Raw genomic sequence first — 25,100 nt, 5'->3', positions numbered from 1 at the left:
CCGGCATTCATTTTCCGGTGTGCGCGCGTCAGGCGCAAGCGCTCTCACCCATCGGGAGAGGCTACGGTAACGGTACTAGATCGACGCGGGCGCGCGCTGCCGCACCGAGCGCTTCGAGCGCGCCCGCCGCGACGATGAGGTGGCCGTTGGCGCAGAGCTCGGCGTCAGCCCGCACGGCGCGAAAGCCTTCGCGGTTCTCGATCGCGAGCAGAAAGGCCGAGCACCGCTCCGGCGCCGGCGCGCCCGCGATCGCCGTCACGACGCGCCGCCGCTTGATCGGCGCAAGGTCAGCGACCGCGGCGCCATAGTAAGGGCCGCCGTCGAACGGATCGATCTGCTCGAGGTATTTCATGCCGGCCTGTTCAAGCAGCCGCACCGCACCGCGCGTCTCCTCGCCGACCGCTCCCAGCGCCTTCGCCACGTGATCCGGCAGCATAAAAGTATAGAGCGGGGTCTCCGGAAAGAGCGCGCGGATGAACTCCTTGTCGCGGGTCGAGAGTAGGTCAGCCTCCTGGAATGAGAGGCCGGTCATGCGCCGCCCATAATGATCCCAGAAAACGTTGCCATGACCGGGCAGCATCGGCGCGAGCATCTCCGCGAGCACCTCCGGCTCGAAGCGCTTCAGATGCCGCCCCATGTAGAGGAATCGCACCCAGGAGATCTGTTTGCCGACGCGCTCCGGATGGTTGCGCAGCGCGCGGGTGGCGATCAGCCCGCCGAGCTCGGTCGGCCCGTCCATCGAATAGCACAGCCGCAGGTACGGGTGCCGAAAGCTCTTGCGCAGCGTATGCGAATAGCGATCGTCCGAGTTGATCTCGAGGTAGTAATGCGGCGCCGCCGGCGTGCCGTGCTTGCCGATGATCATCGAGGCCGCAACGATACGTTTTGTAGCAATTTCCTCCGCGCAGAAGATATAGAGCGCGCGTGCGCGATCGCGCGTGCGGCCGCGAAACGACTGCGCCGAGCGCTCGAGCGTTGCGCGCAGCTTGGCCGCGTCGGTCGGCAGATTGATCGAGTCGAGCTCGCGCGCCAGCCGCAGCAGCTCGCGATGGTCCTGCGGCCGCGCTTCGCGCAGGAGAAAACTCGGCGCCCCGGGCTCCATGGATTCAGTCTAACACCCGCGTGATTCCCGGCGAATTTGGCTATAACAGGCGATACTTGGCACAACCGTGTCCGACGATTGCTTTACCAAAATCCGTTCGATAGCTTTGCCTTGGGGCTGGCCGATTTGCGGCCAAGGAGGCTGGGGTGATGGAGCTGCCGAAGTGCCAGAAGTGTAACAATGGCACTCTGATTCCACTTTCCGACTACGGACAGGAGGGCGCTTCGGTGATTTTTAAAGCCTGGGCCTGCACCAATCCTGAGTGCGGATTCAGCTTAAGGGTTGATAAGGGCGAAGTCTCCTACGGCCGCCGGATCGAATCCAAACACTGACCACGAGCGGAGCGCTACCGCACGTGGCGGGGACAGGGGGCTGGCGGAGTCTACGAAGCGCCGGCCAAGGTCAGGGATCTGCGAGCCACGCTCCAAGAAAATACCGAGAAATCCGCGCCTCATCGAATCTTCGCGTGACTGCCAACGTCTTCAGGCACGCATGCCGCTACGTCTCCGCTAATGATAGATGTGTGATTCCTGCTCAAGCTCGGGGCTGGAGTCCTGCCCAGCCGGCAGGTAGATCCGCAGCGCGTTCAGCAAGACCTGTTTCTTGATCGGCTTGTTCAGATGCATCGAGCAGCCCGCCGCGATGGTGTCGTTGACGTCCTCGGCCAGCACCGATGCGGTCAGCGCGATGATCGGGATCGGTTCCACCTGATTTTCACTCTCCCACTGGCGCATCAGGCGGGTTGCCATGATGCCGTCCATGCGCGGCATCTGGATGTCCATCAGGACTAGGTCGAAGCGCGTCTGCTTGAACTTTTCCAGCGCCTCCTGGCCATCCCGCGCGAACTCAAGCTCGAAGTGCTCGCGCTTGAGGTAGGCGCTGATGAGCAAGCGGTTGTCCGGCGAGTCCTCAGCGACCAGCACCAGCGGATCCGCCTTCTCCACCGTATAGATTCGCTCGGCTTGTGGCGTCGAATCGATTGGCGTTGGCGCCGCAACCGGCAGTTGAAAGCCGCGGCTATCGATGACGCGGCGGATTGCCGCGAACAGTTCCGTGCGCGTCACCGGCTTGACCAGGTAGGCGTCCAGTCCGGCGTCGTGCAGCGACTTCAGGCTGGACTTCAGATCGTTGGAGGAGAGCATCAGCACCAGCGGTTCGGTGGCGAGCTTGGCCGCGCGAATCCGCATCGCGACCTCTAGGCCGTCCATCTCCGGCATCATCATGTCGAGCAGGACGATGTGATAAGGAAAGCCGGCTTCGAGTGCCAGGCGGATCGCCGCCAACGCCGCCGCCCCGGACTCGGCTTCGGTGATTTCCGCCCCGCAACCCCCGACCATCTCGTGCAGGATCAAGCGGTTGACCGCGTTGTCGTCCACCACCAGAACCCGATAGCCGATCAGGTCAAGCGCCGCGCGCGGCGTCGACGAAATCAGCCGCGGCGCCAGTCCGAAACGCGCGCTGAACAGGAAGCGGCTGCCCTTGCCGACCGCGCTATCCACCCGGATTCGCCCGCCCATCAGCGCGACTAGCCGCTGCGCGATCGCAAGCCCAAGTCCGGTGCCGCCGTATTTGCGCGTGTCCGAGGAATCGGCCTGGGTGAAACTCGCGAAGATCGCTTCGCGTTTGTCCTCAGCGATCCCGACGCCCGTATCCGCAACGCAGAAGAGCAGGTCGCCCGCGCCGCCCGCGGCGGGGTCGGGCCCGATTTCGAGCACGACTTCGCCAACCTCCGTGAACTTCACCGCGTTGCCGATCAGATTGATCAGCACCTGCCGCAAGCGCATCGGATCGCCGATCAGACCCTCCGGCGTTCCGGGCGCGATCCGCGCGGCCAACTCCAGCCCCTTGCCGTGCGCACGCGTCGCGAAGGTCGCGAGGATCTTTTCGACCAGGTTGCCCAGATCAAATTCGATCGTCTCGAGTTGTAGATTTCCGCTCTCGATCTTGGCGAGGTCAAGGATGCTGTTGATCAATTCGAGCAGCGAATTGCCGTTCGCGATCATCACGTCGAGATAATGCCGTTGTTCCTCCGAGAGGTCGGACTCCGATAACAAGTCGGCCATCCCCAGCACCGAGTTCATCGGCGTGCGGATTTCGTGCGACATGCTCGAGAGGAATTCCGACTTTGCACTCGAGGCCGCCAGCGCCCCCTGCGAAACGCTCTCCAGATGGGCCTGACGCTCGGCCAACCGGCGCACATCCCGCATGCTGTAGACGCTTGAAATGATCAGAAAGAAATCCTCGAAAGCGACCCAGCCGGCGTGTTCGAGCCATCGCCACGGCTGGATCGCCATCACGCCAAAGACCGACTGCGGCCAATAGAGGCCGCGCACCAGATCGTCGATAGCGACCACGATAGTCGCCGACACCAGGACCGGCCAGTCGCGATACATGGCGAGAAAGGCGAGGGAGCCGAAGACGTGAAAATGCGTTTCGATCCGTCCGCCGCTCAAATGAATCAGGAGGCCCGACATCAGCATCTGGCCGACCGCGACGATATGCCGCGTGTAGGTCTTGCCGCTGGCCAGGAACGCGAACGCGACCGGCACGAGAGTAATCGCGCCGCCGAGGAGGAGCGCCGCCCAGATGTGCACGTGGGTATAGCTATAAGGTCCGCTCCAGGAGCGCGGCGACAGCCAGAAGGCCGCGGCGATCGCCGCCGCCCATTGCCCCAGCATCAGCCATGCGAACATCCGGTCGGTGCGCCGATAAATTCGTTCGCGACTTTCCTTGTAGAGGACTGCGGCGCGCGTGGCGCTCGCGGGCGTCGCGTCTGCGTCTAGCGCTTGCATATGACCCCCTTTTTTGCCGACGGCGTGCCGAACAGCGCATAGCCGTAAACCCTGCTTGCGACGCGCCGCCGCGCGGACCATCGCTCGCAGTTCCAAAGCGCCGCCATTCCGCAAATCACGGTTGCTAGCCAGACGGCTACTGCGGCGCTCAGAATTATGGCTTTTCGTATCGCCATCGCCCGGGCTTTGGAGCAATGCTTGTGCCCGCGATGGTTTCGCCGATTGGCCAGCTCAGCGCCCACAGCGCCTGAAGAGTGTCCCAAAATCTACCGGAGGCTTGCTCTGCTGTCCGGCGATGCGACGCTCCACGGTCGCCTTCGGTCTTTCTTTTCTTGCGCCGAACCGACTATGGGTTAACTTTTGAACCGCCGCCGCGAGGCTCGGCGCGGCAGTTGAATCCGCAGGATGATGCCCATGAGGATGGCGATCTATCGTGCACAAACCATTGGTTCGATGCTGCGGCCGGCGGCGCTCCGCGACGCGCGCCGCCCGTTTCGCCGCGGTGAACTGTCAGTCGCCGCCTTCAAGCGTATCGAAGATCGCGCGGTGGCCGACGCGATCGCTCTCCAGGAGCGCGTTGGCCTCGAGGTCGTCGGCGACGGTGAGCAGCGGCGCGCGAGCTTCCTCGGATCGTTACGTCCGCCGTTTGCCCGCGAAAAACTCTTGCAGCAACTGGGCGGATTCTGCCGCCATGATCCCGCCGTAGACTTCGATTCGATGATTGAGGCGGCCATCGCGCCCGATGTCGTAGACCGAGCCGAGCGCGCCCGCCTTGTCGTCGCGCGCGCCGTAATAGACCTGCGCGATCCGCGCGTTGAGCAAAGCCCCGACGCACATCACGCACGGCTCGAGCGTGACGTGAAGCGCCGCGCCCTCCAGCCGGTATTCACCTAAATGCGCGCAGGCGTCGCGAATCGCGAGGATCTCCGCATGCGCCGACGGATCACGCATCGCGATTGGCAGGTTATGGCCGGCGCCGATCACGCGACTATCGCGGATCACTAGCGCGCCGACCGGCACTTCACCCTCGCGCGCGCCGCGCTGCGCTTCTTCAAGCGCCGTGAGCATCACCGCGGCGCCGAAGGTCCCGCGCTTCTGGAATTCGGCGACGCGACTATCGTATTCCGCTAGCCTTCGTTCGTGATAATCGTCGCGCGCCATCAGCGGGGTTCCCTGCTGAGCGCGATACCGGTCGCGGATGCGCTCAAGAGTTTTGCAGAATCCCAGCGGAGATTAAATCTGAATAAATCATTTCTGACTAGCGTTGCACGCATTTGACAATTCACTAACACCGGGTTCATCGTTAACTTGGGCAATCAGCCAGACTCTCGAGAGAGGGCTAAGTCCGCTACGCAACTCGCAACAGGAGGTTATCTCATGGCAGCAGTGCGTGTAGTCGCAAATTTTCGCGTGAAGCCCGGCAGATACGCTGACCTTTTCGAGGGCATCAAGGCCGTCAAGAAGATCGCCGAGGGGCTGGGTGCAACCGGAGTCGTGAGCCGGCAGACTATCGGCCCTGAAACCGGGAACGTCTTCGCGGTATTTGTGTACAAGGACCATGCTGCCTACGCCAAAGTAGCCTCCGATCCTGCGGTGACGGGACTCATTGACTCGATGCGCAACAACCCCAACCCGGCTTGGGAGGGGCTTACCGTGTCTTTGAACGAAGAAGTCGCGCTCTGAATTCCGAGAGTCCGGTCCCCATTTTGGCGGAGGCCGGACTCTCTAAAGCTCAAGCGACTAAGACCGCACCTCGCGATTGGCAGGTTGTGGCAGCGCCGATCAACCGATCGGCGCGGATCACGAGCGCGCTAACTGGAACTTGACCGTCGCGCGCCTCAGGCAGGTTCCTTAACAAGCGCGATCCGGATTCCGGATGGCTCCCCGGGCCGGATTCGAACCAGCGACCCGACGGTTAACAGCCGTCTGCTCTACCGACTGAGCTACCGGGGAGTACACGAATCAGACCCTACTTCGTATTCGCCTTGCGCGCCGGAATCAAGAATATCACTCGCCCCGGCCCTGCGGCACTTCGCCCGCGCTGGCGCGCCTGACTTTACTTGGGACGCAGCTCCAAGGGGCGGGCGAGTCCGCGAGCCGCGGCCTTGGTCAAGACTCGCTTGCTCGGCTCCGCGCTGCTCCGCCTAGTGTCCGTGGCGAACCATTGAATCTGGCGCGCGATGCCGTTGAAGATCTCGAGTTCGCGCGCGCGTAAACCGCTGCGGCCGAAGATTTCGCGGATCGTGAACATGATGTGATCGGGATTGTCCTTGGCAAGAAAGCCGATCTGCAGCAACGCTTGCGCAAGCCGATCGAGCATCGCCTGAACGGCTCCCGCCGCCGCAAATTCCTCGACGACCACCGGCGCCGATGGCGCGGTGAGCGCCAGCCGCAGCTCGTACGTCGAGAGCATCACGGCCTGCGCGAGATTCAGCGAGGGGTAGTCCGGATCGGCTGGAATCGTGATCAGGCGAGGGCAGTGCTTGAGGTCGTCGTTGGAGAGGCCGAAGTCTTCCGGGCCAAAAACGATCGCGATCCGGTTCGCGGTGCTCAGGCTCGTCAGTTCCGCCGCAGCCTCCCGCAGCGGCCGCGCCTGGCTGCGATAAGGGCCGGCGTGCGCCGTCGTCCCAACCACGATCGCGCAGTCTGCGACCGCCAACGGCAGGTCGGGATAAGTTGTCGCCGCCGTGTAGACTTCGCCCGCATGCACTGCCATCGCGATTTCCGGCCGCGCGTCGCGGCTTTCCGGCGCGACGAAACGGAGATCGGCGAAACCCATATTTTTGAGCGCGCGCGCCGCCGCCCCCATGTTGCCGGGCGACTTCGGCCGGACCAGCACAAAAGCAAAGCCAGATGCAATCATGCCATCCATTTTTACATGCGCGCGCCGCCTTCGCCCCTTCGATCTGCTCGGGGCGCTGCGCTAAAACTTAGCGTATGAAGATAGTCTCTTTCGGCGACGTCCATATGGCGACGCGCAATCTCGCCCGCATGGGCGCCGTGATGCGCGATACGGACCTCGTGATCGTCTCGGGCGACATCACTAACTTCGGCGGGGCCGACGACGCCCGCAAAGTGCTCGACGACGTGCGGCGCTGCTGTCCGCAGGTGCTCGCGGTGCCCGGCAATCTTGACCAGCCCGAAGTTTTTCCCTGGCTTGAAACTGAAAAGATCGCGCTCCACGGCCGCGGCGTCGTCATCGGCGGGGTCGGCATCTTCGGTTGCGGCGGCTCGAATATCACGCCGTTCGCTACGCCCAGCGAGTTCAGCGAGGCTGAAATCTATGACGCGCTGCGGCGCGGCTATGACGCAGTGTGCAATCAGCGGCCGCTCCTCATGATCTGTCATACGCCGCCGATTGAAACCAAATGTGATCGCCTGGCGGGCGGCAAGGCCGTCGGCAGTCCTGCGGCGCGCAGGTTCATCGAGGAAGTCCGCCCCGACATTTGTATCTCTGGGCACATTCACGAGTCGGCCGGGGTCGATACGATTGGCCCGACCACGATCCTCAACCCTGGCCCCTTTAAGGGTGGCGGCTACGTCGTCGTGATTAGCGACGGCGCACGCCTCGACGCCCGGCTCGAATTTCTTTGACGTTCCGCGCCTCTCGTACGGTGCGCAATCGGTCTTCGTTTGGAGCAGCAAATTCGCGCACGGCTGGCGGTTGATCTTGCCCAACGTTCCGCGTTTGATCCGGCGTGTTATCGTCGGACGGATGCAAGCGTGGGGGCAGCGTGCGCGTATGCGCGGTAAAGGGGTTTGACGCATGGGATTGCCTGACGGTGTGCGCATCCGCTTTGATCATGTATCGATCGCGGCGCACTCGATCGACCGCGGCGTCGCGTGGTTCCAGCGCTACTTCAAGACTCATCCGCGCAACGCCAAGCAGGTCAGTGAGCAGGCGCGCGGCGGCTTCCTCTGGCAGGATTTTTATCTTGGCGGGACGGCGGTTGAGTTTATTGAAGAGTTGCCCGGACGGCAGGACTTCATCGCCGAATTTCTCCGCCGCCGCGGTGAAGGGATGCATCATCTCTCCTTTGAGGTCGACCGTCTCGAGCCCGTCGTGGCCGCGTGCAAGGTGCGCGGTGTCCGCATCGTCGACGAATACGCGCTGGCCGACGGTACGCGGACTGCCTTCATCTCGCCGCGTTCAGCCTTTGGCGCGCTGATCCAGTTCTGGCAGCCGCTCGACTACAATCAGCCAACGCCGCGCCCTGCCGCCGACGGCCGCGTGCGCTTCGATCACATCGCGATCGCGGTGCGCGACCTCGAGCGCGCGATCGCTTTCTTCACTGACAATTTCGGCGCGCAACTCACGACGCCGCCCACCCTGAGTTCGACTCAGGGCAATTTCATGCTCGCCCAAGTTGAAATTCCCGGCCTCAAACTCGAGTTCATTCAAAGCCCCGGCCCCGGCGTCGCAGACGATTTCGTCGCCAGTTTCATCGAGCGTCGCGGCGAGGGGCTGCATCATTTCACGCTCGATGTGAAAGACTTCGACGGCCTGCTCCACCATCTTGCGCGCGACGACGTGCGCACCGTCGGCAAGGAGATTAACTGGCGCGGGGAACGGCAATTCTTCATTTCGCCGCGCGCAGCCTTCGGCACGCTGATCCAGATCTGGGACGGGCTCGCCGGACCGGCGCAAGCCGATGGTTAGCCCGCGGACGCTGTGCTCAAAGTAGTTTTCTTCGACGCCGCCGGCACCTTGATCGCGCCGCGCGCGCCGGTCGGCGCGACCTACGCGCGGATTGCTCACGCCTACGGCATCGACGCCGCCCCCGACGAGGTCAATGCGGGTTTCCGCCGGGCCTTCCACGCCGCCTTGCCGCTCGCCTTCGGTCCCGATCACGAGGCTGGTGAGTTGCGGCGACTCGAGTATCAATGGTGGAGCGACGTCGTCGCCAAAAGCTTCGACGGGCTCGGCGTATTCACTAACTTCGACGCCTACTTTCGTCAGTTATTCGTCTTCTTCAGCGATCCCTCGAATTGGCGAATCGACCCTATGGCGTTGTCAACCCTCGATCAGCTCCGCGCCCGCGGCCTCAAACTGGGCCTGGTCTCGAACTTCGACTATCGCCTCTACCGGATTTTGTCCGGATTAGGTCTCGGCGCGCAGTTTGATTCGATCACGATCTCGTCGGAGGCCGGCTACGCGAAGCCGTCGCCCGAGATTTTCCGCATTGCTATGCGCCAGCACGGAGTGGCCTCTCGCGAGGTGATCCATGTTGGCGACGCGCTCGAGCTCGACGTCGCCGGCGCGCTCGCCGCCGGAATCACGCCGCTTCTGCTCGACCCGTCGGCGCCTGCGCGAACCGCGATCGAAGGGCCGACGGTGCGCATCGCGACTCTCGACGCGATACCCGAAGCGCTTGACCAACTGGCGTTCCCTTGACGGCGATTCTAGCGTTATCCTAACTCCGTGCGCATGAGACAAGCTGGCAAGCGCCGTCTGGCCGCACCAATCCTGAGCGGCCTCGTCGCGCTGCTCGTTTTTGCCGGCGTTGTGCGCGCGCAGAGTCAAGGCGAATTGAACCGCCGCCTCACTCAAATCGAGCCGCAGGTGCGCGCCGGCCAAAGCGATCCCGCGGCGGCCAGCGACGCGATCGACCAGCTCGACGCGGCCGAAACCCAGTTCGCCCAACTCGCCGAGGGCCGTGAGGGCAACCGCGACGAGCTGCTCGCCACCTACCATCAGCTCGAGTCGCTGCTCGAGACCATGTACAGCACGTATCAAAAGAAGAAGGACGACTGTATCGAGACCATCGATAACGGCGGTTCCTGCGATTATGATCAGCCCGAGCAGTTGGCCCTGCGCGCGGTCTACCCGTTGTCGTGGCTGCGCTTCGAGGGCGCCGCGCTCTATAGCGGCGAACCGGCGACGGCGCGCCGCCTGCTCAACCAGGCCATCGACGGCTTTACCGACAGCTCGCTGCTGATCCTGTCGCCCGAGTTGATCCGCGAGAATCTGCTCGGCCGCGCCTTTGCCGAGCGCGAACTGGGTAAGTACGACCGCGCTGAATACGCCAAGGCGATCGCCGACTTCAAGCGGATTATGAATGAGGGGGCCGGCACCCGCCAGTATCAGCCCGCCGAACAGGGACTCGCGACCACTTACGCCGCGATGGGCAAACTCAACGAGGCGCAGGGCCTGACCTCGCATCTCGCGCAAAACGCGCCCAGCGGTCCGCAAAAGAACGGTCTCGAGATGCTGCATCTGCGCGAGCTGTTTCGCGCCGAGGCTGCGGCCGGCGATCCGGCCCAACGCGTCGCCCTCCACAAGCAGATCATCGACTTCGCCCGCGCCCGCGAAAACGACAAGGACGGCTGGGCGATCGCGGTCGCCTCGGCCGCGCAATACGTCAGCGATCCGACCGCGGAATTCGGCGCCTCGGGCGACGCCTTCGAGAACTGGTATCTCGCCAACATCCTCTACTACAAGCATCAGCCGCTCGCCGCCGCAAAGTACTATTGGGAAGCGGCGAAAAGCGGCAAATATCCCAAGGCCTACAAATACGCCGCCGATCTCTACTATCTGTCGGGTCGCTACGAGATGGTCGCGCAGGTCGCCGACGCGATCGCGAGCCAGCCGGGCAACCCCGACGCCCAGTGGGCCGCCTATATGCGCTACAAAATCCCGCGGCTCGAATGGGAGCGCGGCGGCATGAAGAACCCTCAGCTTGAAACTGCCTGGGTCGCTGCCGCCGAAGATTACTTACGCGCTTATCCACACGGCGAGTATGCCTTCGAGCCGCGCTTCCGCCTGGGCCAGCGGCTGCAGGCGCGCAAGGATTATGTCGGTGCGGCGCAACAGTACGAACAGGTTACCGGCAATCCTGACTATGAGTTCACCGCCCGCTTCAACGCTGCGGACGCTTACTATCAGGCGCTCGGCGGCAAGCTGCTCGAAGATCCTCACGCGGCCGCGGCGCGCGCCGTCGATCCTCATAACCGTGAACTCCGCGCCGCGGCGATCAAGGCGCTGCGCGAGGCGATCGCGCTCGAACCCGCGGCCGAGCGCGGTGCGGCGGAAGCGCAGCGCCAGTCCCTGCACGAGAGTCGCGGCCACGCCATCTACATGCTCGCGACCCTGCTCCAGGGCGAGCCGGCGCCCGATTATCGCTCAATCGCGACCATTCTCGACGGCTTCGAGACCAACTATCCATCGATGAAGGCGCACTTTGACCAGACCTTTGAGTGGCGCATCGAGGCGCTCGATCATATCGGCGACTACGCCGCGCTCGACCGCGAGGCCAAGGGGCTGGCGGCACGCGACACCGTCGGAACCGATCTCGATTACATCAAGGAGATTGGCCTCGATTTCTGGCACAACGGCGCGGCTAAACTCGCCGCCGGCGACGAAGCCGGCTTTCGCGCCGACGCGCGTCTCACCGCGGAAACTTACGCCTATTTCGAGCGGATGGTGAACGAGGGCAAGCTCCCGGCAAAAAATCTGACCGGCACGCTTTCGATTCTCGGGCGCGCCTATATGGCGATGAATCAGCCGCAACAGGCCGAGGCGGTCTTCAGCCAGTTGGTCACGGCCGACCCGGGCTCGCCCGACGCCAATGCCGGGCTCGCGCAAATCGCGCAGAATCGCAAGGACTACAAAGACGCCCTCGACTTGTGGAGCCGCGTCGAAGCCGTCGCCGCCGAATCCGACCCGCTCTTCTACGAATCCAAGTACCAGCTTGCGCAAATCTACGCGCAGGAGGGCAACGCCAAAAGCGCCTGCAACAAACTGACGGTTACGCGCGGCGAGCATCCGAGCCTCGGCTCGCCCGCAATGAAATCGCGCTGGAACGGCCTCGAGCAGCGCCTCTGTCAGAACCGCACGGAGGGTTGAGATGCTCACGAAAATTCATCACGTCGGCATCGTTGTGCCGAGTCTGGACGCCGCGATGGCGCTCTGGCGCGACGCGCTCGGTCTGCATCTGACGAAGTCTGAAATCGTGCATGATCAGGGCGTCAAAGCCGCGCTGTTGCAGGCGGGTGAAAGCGAGATCGAGCTGCTCGAGCCGTTGAATCCGGAAAACGGCGTCGGCAAGTTTCTTGCGCGACGCGGCGGTGGACTCCATCATGTCTGTTTCGAAACCACCGACGTCGCCGCTGAGCTCGCCGCCGCGCGCGCCAAGGGGATTCCGCTGATTGATCAGAATCCGCGGCGCGGCCTCGCCGGGATGATCTGCTTCCTCCATCCGAAGGCGACGCGCGGCGTGTTGGTGGAATACGCGCAACCGTTCTCTGAAGAACAACACTAGCGGAGCGCTACTGCGCGGAGCGAGCACAGGGGGCGGCCGAGTCTGCGAGGCGCGGCCAATGGTTAAGAGTCTGCGCGCCGCGTCAAGATTGTTGATTAGCAGATCGCCTTCGAGCCTCGACCGTGCTTCGCTAGCGTTAAGCGCGCCGCGCCAGTTCGGAGGCGTAATGCACGCCCAGCGTCAGGGCGTTGCGCGCGAGCCATTCACTGAGGCGTGCCGGCGCCGTCGGCGCGCTGTGCGACACCAGCAGGTCGTCCGACAGCCCGATTACTTCATCGCGCGTCAGCGTGACATCGCCCATCAGCCGGCCAATGATCGAGGCGAAAAAAAGCGCGATCCCGGGGCTGACATGGAGCAGCCGCACCGGCCGGCCGATAGTGCGCCCGAGCAGCCGGATCAGCTCGTTAAAAGTGTAGGTTTCAGGCCCCACCGCGTCGATCTCAAGGTTGTCGCTGCGTTCGGCGGCGCCGAGCGCAAGGTCAGCGAGGTCGCCCGCGAAGACCGGCTGAAGGCGATACTCGCCGTTGCCCGGCACGGTGAAGAGCGGGAATTTCCGCAAGTTCCAGGCGATATTGTTGAGCAGAATATCTTCCGGGCCGAAAATCACCGCGGGCCGCAGGATCGCATAGGAGAGACCGGACGCGCGCAGAAAATTCTCGATTATGCCCTTGCCGCGGAAATACGGCAGCGGTGACTCAGCCGACGCCCCTGTGATGCTGACATGCACGAAACGGCGGACGCCGGCGCGCTGTGCCGCCTCAATTAAGCTCTTGAGATTATTCACGGCGCGCTCGAAGGTCAGCTCGCCGCGTGCGAATCGAATCCAGTAAGTGTTGAAGACCGTGCCGACGCCGCGCAGACTTTCCGTCAGTGCGTCAGGATGGGTGAAATTGAACGGTGCGACCTCAACTGCGTCACCGAAAGGGTTGGGATTCGCCGGATGGCCCGTCAGGGTGCGGACGGCCGCGCCGCGTTCGATCAGCCGCTGCGTTATGTACTTGCCGCTGTAGCCGAAGGCGCCGGTGACCACGCTCAATTCTTGAGAATTATTCATCGGTCAACTGTGGCGCGCGGCGGCAGGAGCAGGCAATCGATAGTCCTGGGTTACGAGTCTACTCGCGCGCGGTGATCTGCGGCGATACGACCACCGCCACAGAGCATCGCGCGTTACGCAGCAGATGATCAACTTTCGGCCCGAAGGACAGCCGTCCATCGGCCGGCCGCGCCATCACGCCGATCAAAAGCAGGTCAAAGCTGCCGCGCATAACCGCGGCGAGGATGGCATTTTCTGGACGCGCGGAAGTAGCGACTTCAGTCTCGAGTTTGAGCTCGAGTTGATCAGCGAAGGTGCGCATGTCCTCGACAATCACGCGGCCTTCGTCGCGGCCGCGGCTCCGTCCGGGCAACCGCCCCAACGAGAGCAGCGGACTTTCCCGCACGTAGATCGCGGTGATCGCGGCGCTGACGGCGTGCGCATAGAACAGCCCCACCGTCGTCGCCAGGCGCGAGAAGGGCGTGCCGGTCGTCGGCGCCAGGATCCGGCTGAAGGGCAGCTTGGCGCCCGCATCACGCGCGATAATCACAGGTATCTGCGCGCGCTGTAGAAGTTCGTGCAGCACCGCGCTGCTCATCGTCTCGCTGTCGTCAGCCCGACCGGCACCCGCGAAGATCGCGTCGTAGCCGCGCTCGGTCTCCTTCATAATCGCCTCGACGACGGAATCTCCGCTACCCGTTCGCGAATAAACGTTAGTGGCGCCAGTCAGTCCCGCAATCGCTTTGATCCGCTCGAATTCAGTTGCCAGATCGACCTCCGGCGGCTCGTCGGTTTTCGCGGCGAGCGTCGCGTGAAACACGGTAATCGAAGCATCCGGATGATTCCCCAGGACCGCCGCAAGATGCGCCGCCAGCTGCGCATTGGCGCCGCCGCCCGCGAGCACCAGCAGCTTCGCGCCGGCCTTGCTGAACGGGAGCTGCGCGAGAATTTTTTCGCGCTCCAGCCGCTCCGTCTCTTCCGGCCGCTGCTCGATACCGGCCAGCAGAAAGCCCAACAGCGGCGGCGTGAGCAGTGAAGTAACCATCGCGATAACAATTATGATCGCGTACACTTCCTGCGTCAGAACGCCCAGACTCAGCCCGAGCAGCGCGACGATGATCCCCATGCCGCCCCGCGCGTTCATGCCAACTGCGACCGCCAGGGATTCGCGCCATCCGCGCCCGGTGATCAAAGCGCCGCCCGTGCATCCGATCACCTTGCCCGCGACCGCGACTCCGAGAAAAATCGCTAACAGGCCGAGCCCGTGGATCGCGAGCAAATCGACCTTGAGGCCCGAATAGGCGAAGAACACCGGCGCGAAGACACCGATGGTCGCCCCTTCGAGTTCGGTGCGATCAGATTTACGCATGCGGGCGGAGCGCCCGAGCATCACCCCGGCAATGAACGCGCCGAACACCGCGTGGATGCCGATGGCCTGCGTGACGATCGCGCAGACCATCGCGATACCCACCATCGTGCTCATTCCGGCGTGCTCGGCCAGCGCGCGATCATCTACCCAATGCATGATCCGCACGGCCAGACTTGCCCCGACGAAGTAACAAAACCCGATAAAGAGCGTGACGGCCACCACGATATAGCTGATCGTCCGCAAGTCCACCGTCCCGTGTGCAGCGAGGCCGGCGACAATCGACAGCATCAGCCAGCCGACGGTGTCGTCGAGGATTCCGGCCGTCAGGATCAGCATCCCCAAATCGCGGCGCATCAGGTCGAGATCGAGCAGGATTTTGGCGATAACCGGGACGGCCGAAATCGACATCGCAACCGCGAGAAAGAGCGAAAATATCAGCCGTTGATTCGGCGCGGCGAGGTACGCCGCCGGGATTTCCCATCCGAGGAGGAAGCCGCTAGTCCACGGGATAAGAATCCCGAGCGCCGAGATGATCGCCGCGCTGCGGCCGACGCCGCGAATAATTTCGAGATCGGTCTCAAGACCGGTGTAGAGCAGGAGCATGATTACGCCAATCCAGGCGAGCGCTTCGAGCAGATGGTCGCTCAGCGGATCGGCCGGGAAGAGCAGTCGATAGGCCACCGGAGCGACGTGTCCTAGCAGCGACGGTCCCAGCACGATCCCGGCCAGCAGCTCGCCGATAACCGTCGCCTGACCGAGCCGTTTCATGACGTCGGCGAGAACGCGCGCGCCAACGAACAGCAGGGTGAATTGCACTAGAAGGCGGAGAACCTGAACTTCGTTGAGGTGCGGCATGAGTTATATCTGGATGGAAATTGAAAGATAACAATCGGACAGACCGATAAAGCTTATCTGCCAGAACTTCGCCGGGTCAACGCGAACTCCGGTCCAACCGCCGGCGCGACAACATGAGCAATGTTGGGAGGATACGCATAACCTTGACTGTCCGCGGAGGCGTCCTTATCTTGAAGTCAGAGCGAATTACTTGAGGAGAAACTATGGCCTCTGACAAGGTCCTCCATGTGACCGACGCCAGCTTCGAGCAGGAAGTGATGAAAGCGCCCACCGCGGTGCTAATCGATTTTTGGGCGCCGTGGTGCGGTCCGTGCAAGGCGATCGGGCCGATTGTCGACGAACTCGCGGGCGAGTATGCCGGTCGCCTGAAGGTCGTCAAGATCAACGTTGACGATAATCCGCAGACGCCTTCGCGCTTCGGTGTGCGCGGCATCCCGAATCTTGTGATCGTGCGCGACGGCCAGGTCAAGGAACAGATCGTCGGCGCAGTGCCGAAAGCTCATCTGGTAAAGGCGGTCGACACCGCCATCGCCTGAGGCTTTTCCCGCCATTCGGGCATTGATCAAGTCCCGCCGGGTGCGCGCGCAGGCGCATCGGCGGGACTTTGATTTTGCCCGTTCCAATACCGCACTAGGTCGTCATATTTTCGCTGAAACACCGCTTTCATCTCCGGCGGGACGAAGGTGGCGAGCGACTGGTTATAAGCTAGCACCCGCGGCGCGAGCCGCGAATCGCGAATCAAGCTCGAATCGGGCGGGAGGACCGCCGCCAGGATCAACAGATCGACGCCGACGAAAACCGCAGCCAGCGCCGCGCCAAACACGGCGCCGCCGAGACGATCGATCAGATTGAGGTTGATTACGTGCGCGAGCCGCACGACACGCTGCCCGGCCATCCCGATTAGCGCGGCGACCGCCAGGAACGTTACGACATAGCCAATCACCGCGCTAACCGTCGGACTCGTGTTCAGGTGCTGTTGGACCCACGCGCCGACTCGCTCGTACCAGGCTGAAGCCGCCGCGAGGCCTAAAATAATCGACAGAATCGAAGCCGCCATCCGGATCACGCCACGACTCAAGCCGTACAATCCGCCCAAGACGACGATCGCGATGATCGCGTAGTCCAGCTTGTTCAAGCTGCTCATGCCGCGCCATCTTAGCGCGCGCGGCATACGACTGCATGAGGGCTCTAGAGTCAGTTTCGGCGGAAGCGGAATATGGAGTTGCTTTCCACGATGATTCCTTGCACTGTGTAACACTTGACTCAGGACACTTTTTACCGACGTCGTAAGTGATCAAGATGACCGTCAAAACCCCATCACCGCAACCTGTGTAGCTTCCGTGGCGGCCGCGGTCGAACAAAGTCCGGCGCTGCAAGCAGCAGGCGCCGTCTCCTCCAGCAAATGGCTGGTGGCGGTAGCCGTGATGCTCGCGACGGTGATGGAGGTTCTCGATACCACGATCGCGAATGTTTCGCTGATCCATATTCGCGGTAGTCTCTCCGCCGACGTCGACGAAGCGACCTGGGTCTTGACCTCCTACATCGTCGCGAATGGGATCATCATTCCGCTCACCGGCTGGTGCAGCGCCTATTTTGGCCGCAAGCGTTTCTTCAATTTTTGCATCCTGCTTTTCGTCTGTAGCTCGCTGGCGGCAGGCGCCGCGCCTAATCTGGGAATCCTGGTCTTTTTCCGTATCCTGCAGGGACTCGGCGGCGGCGCGATGATGCCGCTGTCGCAGGCCGTCCTGATGGAGACCTTCCCGCCCGAGGAGCAGGCGACCGCGATGTCGATCTGGGGCTTGGGTATGATGGTTGCGCCGGTGCTGGGCCCCACGCTGGGTGGTTGGATTACAGACAACTATAGCTGGCGCTGGATTTTTTACATCAACGCACCGACCGGCATCATCGCCGCGATCATGGTGGCGGTGTTCGTCCACGATCCCACCTACATCCGGCGTGGGATCAAGCGGATCGACTGGGGCGGGCTCGGCTACCTGGTGCTGGGCATCGCGGCGCTGCAGATCATGCTCGATCGCGGCGAACGGCTCGACTGGTTCAGCTCGCACCTGATTATCGCGCTGACGATAATCGGCACGATCAGCCTGGTCTTCTTTGTCGTCCGCGAGTTGCGCATCCGCGAGCCGATCGTCGATCTGCATGTGCTCAAAAATCGCGATTTCGCCGTCGGCACCTTCTTCACTACCATCGTGATGTTCGCGATGTACTCGACCTTTGTGCTGATTCCGCTCTATTGCCAGCAAATTTCCGGCTACACGCCGATCTTGGCCGGTAAGGTCTTGTCGATTCAGAGCCTGGGCACCTTTATTTCGATTCTGCTCGCGGGCCGCCTGTTCAATCGGTTTGATCCCCGCTGGATCGTTGCGATCGGCTGTATTTTCGCCGGCGTCGGCACGACCTATATGGCGAACTTCTACGCGGAAATAGATTTCTGGAGCATCGCGTTACCCGGGCTGCTGCGCGGAATCGGTTCGGGCTTTATCTTCATTCCGATGACCACGCTGAGCCTCGGCGCGGTGCCCAAAGAGCAGATGGGCGCGGCGTCGGGACTGTTCAACATGGTGCGCACCGTGGGCGGCAGCGTTGGTATCGCAGTCCTGGTCGCGATGTTGTCGATCAATTCGCAGGTCCATCAGAGTTACCTGGCGGGTCACGTCGATGCCTTCCGGATGAACCAGTTGATCCACAGCCCGGCGATGATGGGCGTCCCCTTTTCGCGCGGCGGATCCGCGACCATGCTAGGGATGATTTACCTCGAGATGCAGAAGCAGGCTTCGGTGTTAGCCTACCTCGACGATTTCCGGATGCTCTCGTACATCTTCTTCGCGCTAGCGCCGTTGATTTTCTTCATGCGCCGGCCGAAGGGTAAGACGGCCGCGGCGGCTGCGCACTAGTAGGTCAAGTCGCCGACCAGCGTCGTGCGGGCGGCTGTCAGACTAAACCGGGCTTTGAGCTCATGGAGAAGAGCAGGTGCCACTCGCAGACTTTATTTCGACGAACAAGGAACTTGTTATTGAGCGTTGGAAGGCGGCCGCGACGCATCGGCTCGGCCTGGCGCTCGAAACGTCTGAACTCGTCAACCATCTCCCGTTTTTCCTGGATGATCTCGTCGAGGCGCTTCGTTCCCCCGCGGGCCAGTGGCCCGATATGTCGGGCGCGCGGCAACACGGACGGCAACGCATGCGTCGCGGTATCGACATTGGCGCCCTCTCCGAAGAGATGACGCTAATCGGCGAAATTGTTCTTGAACTCATGAGCCAGGTCGAAATTCCTGTCCTGACCGACGAAGTCGGTGAGTTGTTCCACGTCATGGGACGTGGGGTGGCGGCCTCTGTCAGAGCTTATGCGGCGCTGCGTGATCGTGAGATTGTTGAGCAAGCAACCCAGCACTACTCGTTCATCGCTCACGAGATTCGAGGACCTTTGCAAGCTGCTCGGCTGACCGTCGCGTTGCTCCGCAACGAACAAGCGCATAAACGCGAGAAACACCTAGAGCGGCTCGATAGAGCGATCGTTCGAGTTTCACAGTTAGTCGATGACTCCATAATTGACGCGCGGCTCTCCGGCAACCCGCGGATTAACGCGCAACCGGTCGCGGTTTTGGAGCTTGTGAATACGATTTGTGCGGAAAGCGCAGAACAATGTGAGGCAAAGAACATCGCCGTTGTCGAGGAAGTCGAAGACTTGCAAGTTGACGCTGATCAAAAACTACTCGCGTCCGCTATCACAAACCTGATGGGTAACGCGATAAAATTCTCTTCCGAAGGAAGCCGCGTCACCATCCGCGCGAGAGCCCTCGAAGACCGTGTCCTTTTCGAGGTTGAAGATTCCTGCGGCGGATTGCCGGACGATCTGCCGCCCAAGTTATTTCAACCCTTCGTGCAAGATGCGGCCGATCGCAGCGGCTTCGGTTTGGGGTTGTCAATCGTGAAGCGGGCCGTTGAAGCCCATCATGGCTCGGTGCGGGTCAGCAATCGACCGCATGAAGGCTGCACCTTTGTCCTCGATTTGCCGCTGCGCTTCGCTAACCCTGACGAGGAAGGGAGCTCCAAATAACCGAATTCTGGTCGAGCGGGTCAGTGCGAACCGCTCAGTAGGCTTTGGCGAAGAAGGCGCGTTCGGACGCTGACTCGCCGCAAACGATGCACAGGCCGGAAGCTGGTGCCTGATCGAGAGGGATGGCGCGGCAAGTCGCGCGGGTCTCGTCGCGGATTTTCGTCTCACAGACGGCGTTGCCGCACCAGTAGACGTCGGCGAAGCCGCCGCCGCCTTCGCCCGCCATCTGCACGCGCAGATCGTCGTATGAATCGAAGCCGCGGGTATGGGCCTCCATCGCCGCTCGCGCCTGCTGGTAAAGATTCTTCTGGATCTCGCCGAGGACTTCCGCGGCGCGCGTGGCGAGCTGATCCAGTGCGACCTTCGCCTTCCCAGCCGCTCCGAGGATGTCGCGACGCGCGGTCACCGCTTCATTCGTCGCCAGGTCGCGCGGTCCGATTTCGATTCTCAGCGGGACGCCGCGCATCTCCCAGTCATTGAACTTGAAGCCGGGGGTGAGGCCGTCGCGTTCGTCGAGTTTGACGCGAAGTCCGGCCTGTTCGAGCGCGTCGCGCATCGTGCGCGCCGCGGCGAGGACCTTCTCGCCCTCCTCGGCCTTGCGCCAAATCGGCACGATGACGACCTGGATGCCGGCGACGGCCGGCGGCAGGCGCAGACCCTGGTCGTCGCCATGCGCCATCACGATTGCGCCCAACAGCCTCGTCGAAACCCCCCAGCTCGTCTGATGCGGATGCTGGAGCTGATTGGTTTCGTCGAGAAATTTGATCTCGAAGGCGCGGGCGAAATTCTGTCCAAGGTAGTGCGAAGTGCCGCATTGCAGCGCGCGCCCGTCGGGCATCAGACTCTCGATGGTGTAGGTCTCCTCGGCGCCGGGGAAGCGTTCGGCCGCGCTCTTGCGGCCATGGATCAGCGGGACGGCGAGAAAATCCTCGACAAAGCTGCGATAGACTTCGAGCATCGTGAGGGTCTCGCGCTCGGCCTCGGCGCGCGTCGCATGCGCAGTATGGCCCTCCTGCCAGAGAAATTCGGTGGTGCGCAGAAACGGCCGCGTGCGCAGCTCCCAGCGCACGACATTGCACCATTGATTGACCATCAGCGGCAGGTCGCGATGGGAATGAATCCACTGCGCGAACATATGGTTGATGATGGTCTCGGAGGTCGGACGCACCACCAGCGGCTCCTCGAGCTCCTTGCCGCCGCCATGTGTCACGACCGCCACCTCGGGCGCAAAACCTTCGACGTGCTGCGCCTCTTTCTGCAGGAAACTGAGCGGAATGAAGAGCGGGAAATAGGCGTTGCGCGCGCCCGTGCGTTTGATCCGGCGATCGAGCTCGTCGCGCAGGTTCTCCCAGATGGCGAAGCCGTCGGGGCGGAAGACGATGCAGCCGCGAACGGGCGAGTAGTCGGCGAGCTCAGCGCGCAGGATGATGTCGTTGTACCAGGCGGCGAAATCCTCGCCGCGCGGGGTGACTTTCTTGTCGTCGGATTTTTCGGGCATTAACTGCTGTTCGGTTCCGCCGCAGCGGACGTCCCTTCCTGTACCTTGACGCTGCGATCAGTGAAAGCTTCAATCCAAAGCGGAGGCCTGAATGCTCAGGCGCATGCTCTGTGGATGCAACTGAGCTTAGGCAGCCGCTTCCGTGCTGATCAACTCCATGGAGGGTTCGATGCGACGACGGACAATAGCGTTGATGGCCGCGATCGTGCTGGCGGCGACGGCCTGGACGCGAGTCGCGCTGGCGCAATCAGAGGATACCAAGGTGGTGCGGACGATCGTGGTGAGCGGCGATGGCGAGGTGCAAGCCGCGCCGGATCAGGCGACGCTCGATTTGGCGATCGAGACGCACGCGGCAACGGCGTCCGAGGCCGCGGGCCTCAACGGGTCATTGGCGCAAAAGGTCCGCGACGCCCTCAAGGCCAAGCTCACCGACAAGGGCACGATGTGGACCGGAGGCTACTCGCTTAGTCCGGACTACAACGAACCGCGCAACGGCGACCCGGCGAAGATTATCGGCTATCGCGCGCAAAATTCGATCACCGTGCAAACGCAGGCGCTGGATATCGTCGGACCGCTGATCGACGCGGCGATCGCGGCCGGCGCCAATCAGGTCAACTCGCTCGATTACACCCTGCGCGACAACACTAAAGCGCGCGGCGACGCGATCGCAAAAGCCTCTAGAGATGCCCAAGCGCAGGCGGAGGCCCTCGCCGCGGCGCTCGGCGTCAAACTCGGCCAGGTGCTCAAGGCCACGACCGAAGCCGAATCCCGGCCGGTTCCGATGATGCGCATGCAAGCCTTAGCGATGTCGCGCGGTGGTGCGACGCCCATCGAGGTCGGACAGGTGACCGTGCCGGCGACCGTTTCTCTGACCTACGCGATTCAGTAGGCTTGACGCGACGCTTATCGAGTTTCGCGACTTCGAGTTGTGATCGATGTTAAAACCGGGTGACGCCGCGCCGCCGTTTGATCTGGCTTGCGCCTTCGACGGACGCATCAGCCATCTCGCGCCGGCTGGCCTGCAATCGGAACTCGTTCTGCTGTTCTTTTACCCCCGCGACTTTTCGTTCATCTGCCCAACCGAAGTCGTCGGCTTCCACCAAGCGCAGGCGGCGTTCAAGACCGAGCACACCAGTATCGTTGGCGTGAGTATCGACGACGCCGAGACCCATCGGCGCTGGGCTGCGGAACTCGGTGGCCTGAGCTATCCGCTGCTGGCGGATGAGGCCGGTAAAATCTCAAGCCAATATGGGGTCTTCGACGAAAAGGAAGGCGTCGCGATGCGCGCGACGTTTGTGCTCGACCGTGCGCGCAAGGTGCTGTATGCGACCGCCAGCTCGATCAATGTGGGCCGCAGCGTGAGCGAGACGCTGCGAATCGTGCGGGCGCTGCGCAGCGGCCATCTCTGCCCGGCGGACTGGCAACCCGGCGAGCCGACCATCGAAACCGACCTCAAGTATTAAAGTCGCTTGGCTGCGCTCAAACCCGAGGAAAAGCGCCGGACCTTTGAACGGCTCGCCAGTCTGCGTGAGATCGTCTTTGGCATCCAGGATGGCGTGCTGACGACGGCGGGCGTGCTCGCCGGCTTGAGCGGCGCGGTTTCCGTCCGCTCGCAGGTAATTCTCGCAGCCCTCGCCTCGACCGCGGCCGGCGCCCTCTCGATGGGGGCAGGCGCCTATCTCGGCACCCGCGCGGAGACCGAGGTTATCCGCAGCGAACTGCGCCGGACGCGCAGCGAAAGTCACGCGCAGCCCTACATGGTGCAGGAGAGTCTGGTCGAGGCGCTCGCCAAAGAAGGGCTTACCCGTGAGGCGAGCTATCGCGTCGTCAAACTGCTGAGCGCCTCGCCGCAAGCGCTCAATGCGACCGCGGAGGAAAAAATCTACGGACTGGCGGACGCCAGCTTCGGCAAGCCAATTCTTGACGGACTGCTGATGGGCGTCGCTTTTCTGCTGGGCGCGCTCGTGCCGTTGCTGCCCTTCGTCTTCATCACGTCGGAGCGGGTCGGACTTGTCGCCGGCATCGCGACGACCGCGCTCGTGCTTTTCACCGTCGGTTATTTCGTCGAAGGCCGGCTCGGCGATCAGCGTTACCCCTCGATGGCCGGCGTGCGCTTCCTGGCGATCGCGGTTGCCGCAGCAGTGCTGGGCTATCTGATCGGCGTCGCGATCTCGCCGCTCGGCGCGGCGCCATAGCCGAGGAATCTGCTGCGGTGCGCGGCTAATGACAAGGTTCATCTGATGCTCGCCTTCATTTTGCGCCGGCTCGCGATCAGCGTCGGCGTGCTGCTGGGCGTCTCGCTCATCACCTTCACCATCGCGTTTATCGTACCGGCCGATCCCGCGGTCGCGATGGCCGGGGCGAAGGCCGATCCGCAAACCCTCGCGCTGATTCGCACCCAGCTCGGACTCGACCAGCCGGTTTACACGCAGTACGCCCGCTACCTCGGCCATGCATTGCATGGCGACTTGGGACGTTCCTACATCCGTCGCGAGAGCGTGACGAATCTGATCCTCGGGCGCCTTGGCGCGACGGCGACGCTCGCGGTAAGCGCGATGACGCTGTCGCTGATGCTCGGGATCGCGATGGGCCTGGTCTCGGCGAGCTGGCGCGATGGCCTCTGGGATCATCTGCTGCTGATCGTCGCGCTGGCGTTCGTCTCGATGCCGGTCTTTTGGCTGGGCGAGATGCTTCTGATCGGTGCAGCGGCGCATCTGCGGTCGATTCCGCTCGGCGGCTTCAGCGGCTGGCGCAGTTTGCTTCTACCCACGATCACGCTGGCGCTCGGTGCGGCCGGCTACTACTCGCGGATTCTTCACACCAACCTCAGCGAGCAGATTGAGCAGGATTATATGCGCACGGCGCGCGGCAAAGGTCTCTCGCGCCGGCAGGCGATCGCCCGCCATGCGCTGGCCAACGCCTTGATTCCGCTGCTGACGCTCGCCGGTCTCGATCTCGCCGGACTGCTCTCGGGCGTGGTGCTGACGGAAACCGTCTTCAACTGGCCTGGCATCGGGCGGCTCGCCTTCGAAGCAGTCTTGAATCTCGATATTCCGCTGATCATGGGCACTGTGCTTTTCGGCGCGATTCTCGTCGTCGCGGCGAATTTAGTGGTCGACCTGCTTTACGCCTGGCTCGACCCGCGCATTCGCTTGAGCGAGATCGGTTAGTCGCGTCCGTGCGCGCGCGAGGCTCGACGATGGCGGCGGTGGGTGCGGCGATGATCGCGCTGCTGGCCGCGATCGCGCTCGGCGCACCGATGCTGGCGCCGCACGATCCGGCGCGGGCCGTGGCCGCGACGTTCGGCGATCCGGCCCCGCCGTCGTGGGCATTTCCGCTCGGCACGGACGAGCTTGGACGCGACGTCCTGTCGCGGATCATCTGGGGCGCACGTATCTCGCTCGAGGTCGGTGTGGCCGCGATGGCGATCACGATGGTGATCGGCGTCGCTATCGGACTGCTTTCGGGTTTTTTCGGCGGCGCGATCGATTTCCTCCTGATGCGCTTGACCGATACGATGCTCGCCTTTCCGACTCTTCTGCTCGCGATGGCCTTCGTCACCGTCATGCGGCCGAGCCTGTTGACGATCCTGCTGGTAATCGGCCTGGTCTCGTGGACCGGAGTTGCCCGCGTGGTGCGCGCGGAGGCGCTCAGCCTCAGGAGTCGCGACTTCGTGCTCGCGGCGCGCGCGTTGGGGGCCTCGCCACTGCGCCTGATGTTCACGCATATCCTGCCCAACGTCGCGCCGGTGATCGTCGCGATGGCGGTGCTCGGCACCTCGAGCACGCTGCTGCTCGACGCCGGCCTGAGCTTTCTCGGTTTGGGCGTGCCGCCGCCCACGCCCAGTTGGGGCCGGATGATCGAGGAAGCGACGATCTATTTTCGCACCGCGCCGTCGCTCGCGCTTTTTCCGGGCCTCGCTATCCTTTATGCAGTGCTGGGTTTCAATCTGTTGGGCTACGGCTATCTCCGCCTTCGCGGTGCGCGTACGAGGGTCACCAGCTCATGAGACCCTTACGCGCCAGGTGCGCGATCGCCGTCGGCATCGTGCTCGCGATGCTGGTCGTCGGCGGGTGCCGTAGCGGAGGCAACGAAATCGATTTTCCTGCGAGTGCA

At 62.9% G+C, this 25,100-nt stretch carries 22 protein-coding genes, 1 tRNA gene and 1 pseudogene; 15 read left to right on the top strand and 9 right to left on the bottom strand.

Translation table 11 applies throughout. The annotated features are described in order from the left end of the window. Positions 1-61 precede the first annotated feature (61 nt). The gene (locus VKS22_04915; protein HLW69943.1) at positions 62-1,102 is read right to left on the bottom strand and encodes an arginine N-succinyltransferase; all 1,041 of its coding nucleotides are present in this window, start codon (positions 1,100-1,102) and stop codon (positions 62-64) included. Positions 1,103-1,251: 149 nt separating this feature from the next. Here VKS22_04915 and VKS22_04910 point away from each other — a divergent pair, with 149 nt between their 5' ends. Next, complete coding sequence (locus VKS22_04910) at positions 1,252-1,434, top strand: hypothetical protein (GenBank protein ID HLW69942.1); 183 nt, start codon at positions 1,252-1,254, stop codon at positions 1,432-1,434. Between the two features lie 177 nt (positions 1,435-1,611). On the opposite strand, the gene VKS22_04905 is transcribed toward VKS22_04910, so the two are convergent. Together VKS22_04905 and tadA are read right to left on the bottom strand one after the other, a co-directional pair. Continuing rightward, on the bottom strand, positions 1,612-3,894 hold the full coding sequence (locus VKS22_04905; protein HLW69941.1) for a response regulator: 2,283 nt from the start codon (positions 3,892-3,894) through the stop codon (positions 1,612-1,614). A 633-nt stretch (positions 3,895-4,527) separates the two neighbouring features. Continuing rightward, positions 4,528-5,055 carry a tRNA adenosine(34) deaminase TadA gene (gene tadA / locus VKS22_04900; protein ID HLW69940.1) on the bottom strand — a complete coding sequence of 176 codons (528 nt, stop codon included), beginning with the start codon at positions 5,053-5,055 and terminating at the stop codon, positions 4,528-4,530. A gap of 216 nt (positions 5,056-5,271) precedes the next feature. Here tadA and VKS22_04895 point away from each other — a divergent pair, with 216 nt between their 5' ends. Next, positions 5,272-5,577: a hypothetical protein gene (locus VKS22_04895; GenBank protein HLW69939.1), complete on the top strand. Its 306-nt coding sequence runs from the start codon at positions 5,272-5,274 to the stop codon at positions 5,575-5,577. 194 nt (positions 5,578-5,771) lie between these two features. Here the strand turns inward: VKS22_04895 and VKS22_04890 are convergent. Together VKS22_04890 and VKS22_04885 are read right to left on the bottom strand one after the other, a co-directional pair. Beyond that, positions 5,772-5,847 (bottom strand) — tRNA-Asn (locus VKS22_04890). A gap of 103 nt (positions 5,848-5,950) precedes the next feature. Next, complete coding sequence (locus VKS22_04885) at positions 5,951-6,766, bottom strand: RNA methyltransferase (protein ID HLW69938.1); 816 nt, start codon at positions 6,764-6,766, stop codon at positions 5,951-5,953. Positions 6,767-6,831: 65 nt separating this feature from the next. Here VKS22_04885 and VKS22_04880 point away from each other — a divergent pair, with 65 nt between their 5' ends. From VKS22_04880 to mce, 5 genes are all read left to right on the top strand, one after another. Beyond that, positions 6,832-7,488 (top strand): metallophosphoesterase family protein, encoded by a 657-nt coding sequence (locus VKS22_04880; protein ID HLW69937.1) that lies wholly within the window; start codon positions 6,832-6,834, stop codon positions 7,486-7,488. Positions 7,489-7,660: 172 nt separating this feature from the next. Then, the gene (locus VKS22_04875; GenBank protein HLW69936.1) at positions 7,661-8,554 is read left to right on the top strand and encodes a VOC family protein; all 894 of its coding nucleotides are present in this window, start codon (positions 7,661-7,663) and stop codon (positions 8,552-8,554) included. 12 nt (positions 8,555-8,566) lie between these two features. Beyond that, entirely contained in the window at positions 8,567-9,289 is a 723-nt protein-coding gene (locus tag VKS22_04870) for an HAD-IA family hydrolase (protein HLW69935.1), read from the top strand. 33 nt (positions 9,290-9,322) lie between these two features. Then, a complete protein-coding gene (locus VKS22_04865) occupies positions 9,323-11,740 on the top strand; it encodes a tetratricopeptide repeat protein (GenBank protein HLW69934.1) in 2,418 nt (805 codons plus the stop codon). Between the two features lies 1 nt (position 11,741). Next, positions 11,742-12,155 (top strand): methylmalonyl-CoA epimerase, encoded by a 414-nt coding sequence (gene mce, locus VKS22_04860; protein ID HLW69933.1) that lies wholly within the window; start codon positions 11,742-11,744, stop codon positions 12,153-12,155. A gap of 136 nt (positions 12,156-12,291) precedes the next feature. Here mce and VKS22_04855 read toward each other — a convergent pair whose 3' ends face one another. Both VKS22_04855 and VKS22_04850 read right to left on the bottom strand, forming a co-directional pair. Further along, positions 12,292-13,209 carry an NAD(P)H-binding protein gene (locus tag VKS22_04855; GenBank protein ID HLW69932.1) on the bottom strand — a complete coding sequence of 306 codons (918 nt, stop codon included), beginning with the start codon at positions 13,207-13,209 and terminating at the stop codon, positions 12,292-12,294. Between the two features lie 58 nt (positions 13,210-13,267). After that, positions 13,268-15,412: a cation:proton antiporter gene (locus VKS22_04850; GenBank protein HLW69931.1), complete on the bottom strand. Its 2,145-nt coding sequence runs from the start codon at positions 15,410-15,412 to the stop codon at positions 13,268-13,270. A 203-nt stretch (positions 15,413-15,615) separates the two neighbouring features. Between VKS22_04850 and trxA the strand changes: the two genes are divergently transcribed. Next, entirely contained in the window at positions 15,616-15,948 is a 333-nt protein-coding gene (gene trxA, locus VKS22_04845) for a thioredoxin (GenBank protein ID HLW69930.1), read from the top strand. 26 nt (positions 15,949-15,974) lie between these two features. Here the strand turns inward: trxA and VKS22_04840 are convergent, their stop codons facing one another. After that, positions 15,975-16,556, bottom strand: a complete 582-nt coding sequence (locus VKS22_04840; GenBank protein ID HLW69929.1) for a CvpA family protein — start codon at positions 16,554-16,556, stop codon at positions 15,975-15,977. A gap of 151 nt (positions 16,557-16,707) precedes the next feature. Between VKS22_04840 and VKS22_04835 the strand changes: the two are divergent. Together VKS22_04835 and VKS22_04830 are read left to right on the top strand one after the other, a co-directional pair. Further along, positions 16,708-18,324: pseudogene (locus tag VKS22_04835) on the top strand (DHA2 family efflux MFS transporter permease subunit). A gap of 76 nt (positions 18,325-18,400) precedes the next feature. Further along, entirely contained in the window at positions 18,401-19,486 is a 1,086-nt protein-coding gene (locus VKS22_04830) for a HAMP domain-containing sensor histidine kinase (GenBank protein HLW69928.1), read from the top strand. A 34-nt stretch (positions 19,487-19,520) separates the two neighbouring features. Here the strand turns inward: VKS22_04830 and proS are convergent, their stop codons facing one another. Next, complete coding sequence (gene proS, locus VKS22_04825) at positions 19,521-20,984, bottom strand: proline--tRNA ligase (GenBank protein ID HLW69927.1); 1,464 nt, start codon at positions 20,982-20,984, stop codon at positions 19,521-19,523. Between the two features lie 169 nt (positions 20,985-21,153). Between proS and VKS22_04820 the strand changes: the two genes are divergently transcribed. Genes VKS22_04820 through VKS22_04800 form a run of 5 tightly spaced genes read left to right on the top strand, consistent with a single transcriptional unit; the run spans position 21,154 to position 24,993 of the window. Then, a complete protein-coding gene (locus VKS22_04820) occupies positions 21,154-21,873 on the top strand; it encodes an SIMPL domain-containing protein (protein ID HLW69926.1) in 720 nt (239 codons plus the stop codon). 46 nt (positions 21,874-21,919) lie between these two features. After that, the gene (locus tag VKS22_04815; protein HLW69925.1) at positions 21,920-22,447 is read left to right on the top strand and encodes a redoxin domain-containing protein; all 528 of its coding nucleotides are present in this window, start codon (positions 21,920-21,922) and stop codon (positions 22,445-22,447) included. A gap of 6 nt (positions 22,448-22,453) precedes the next feature. Continuing rightward, positions 22,454-23,179: a VIT1/CCC1 transporter family protein gene (locus tag VKS22_04810; protein HLW69924.1), complete on the top strand. Its 726-nt coding sequence runs from the start codon at positions 22,454-22,456 to the stop codon at positions 23,177-23,179. A gap of 45 nt (positions 23,180-23,224) precedes the next feature. Continuing rightward, entirely contained in the window at positions 23,225-24,154 is a 930-nt protein-coding gene (locus tag VKS22_04805; protein HLW69923.1) for an ABC transporter permease, read from the top strand. A 29-nt stretch (positions 24,155-24,183) separates the two neighbouring features. Next, positions 24,184-24,993 (top strand): ABC transporter permease, encoded by an 810-nt coding sequence (locus VKS22_04800; GenBank protein HLW69922.1) that lies wholly within the window; start codon positions 24,184-24,186, stop codon positions 24,991-24,993. Positions 24,994-25,100: the final 107 nt, after the last annotated feature.

It is taken from the genome of Candidatus Binataceae bacterium (genome assembly GCA_035308025.1).
In the GTDB taxonomy this organism is placed as follows: Bacteria; Desulfobacterota; Binatia; order Binatales; family Binataceae; genus JAJPHI01.
Note: the sequence above shows the minus strand (reverse complement) of the source record. Positions and strands in the feature narration are given on the sequence as shown.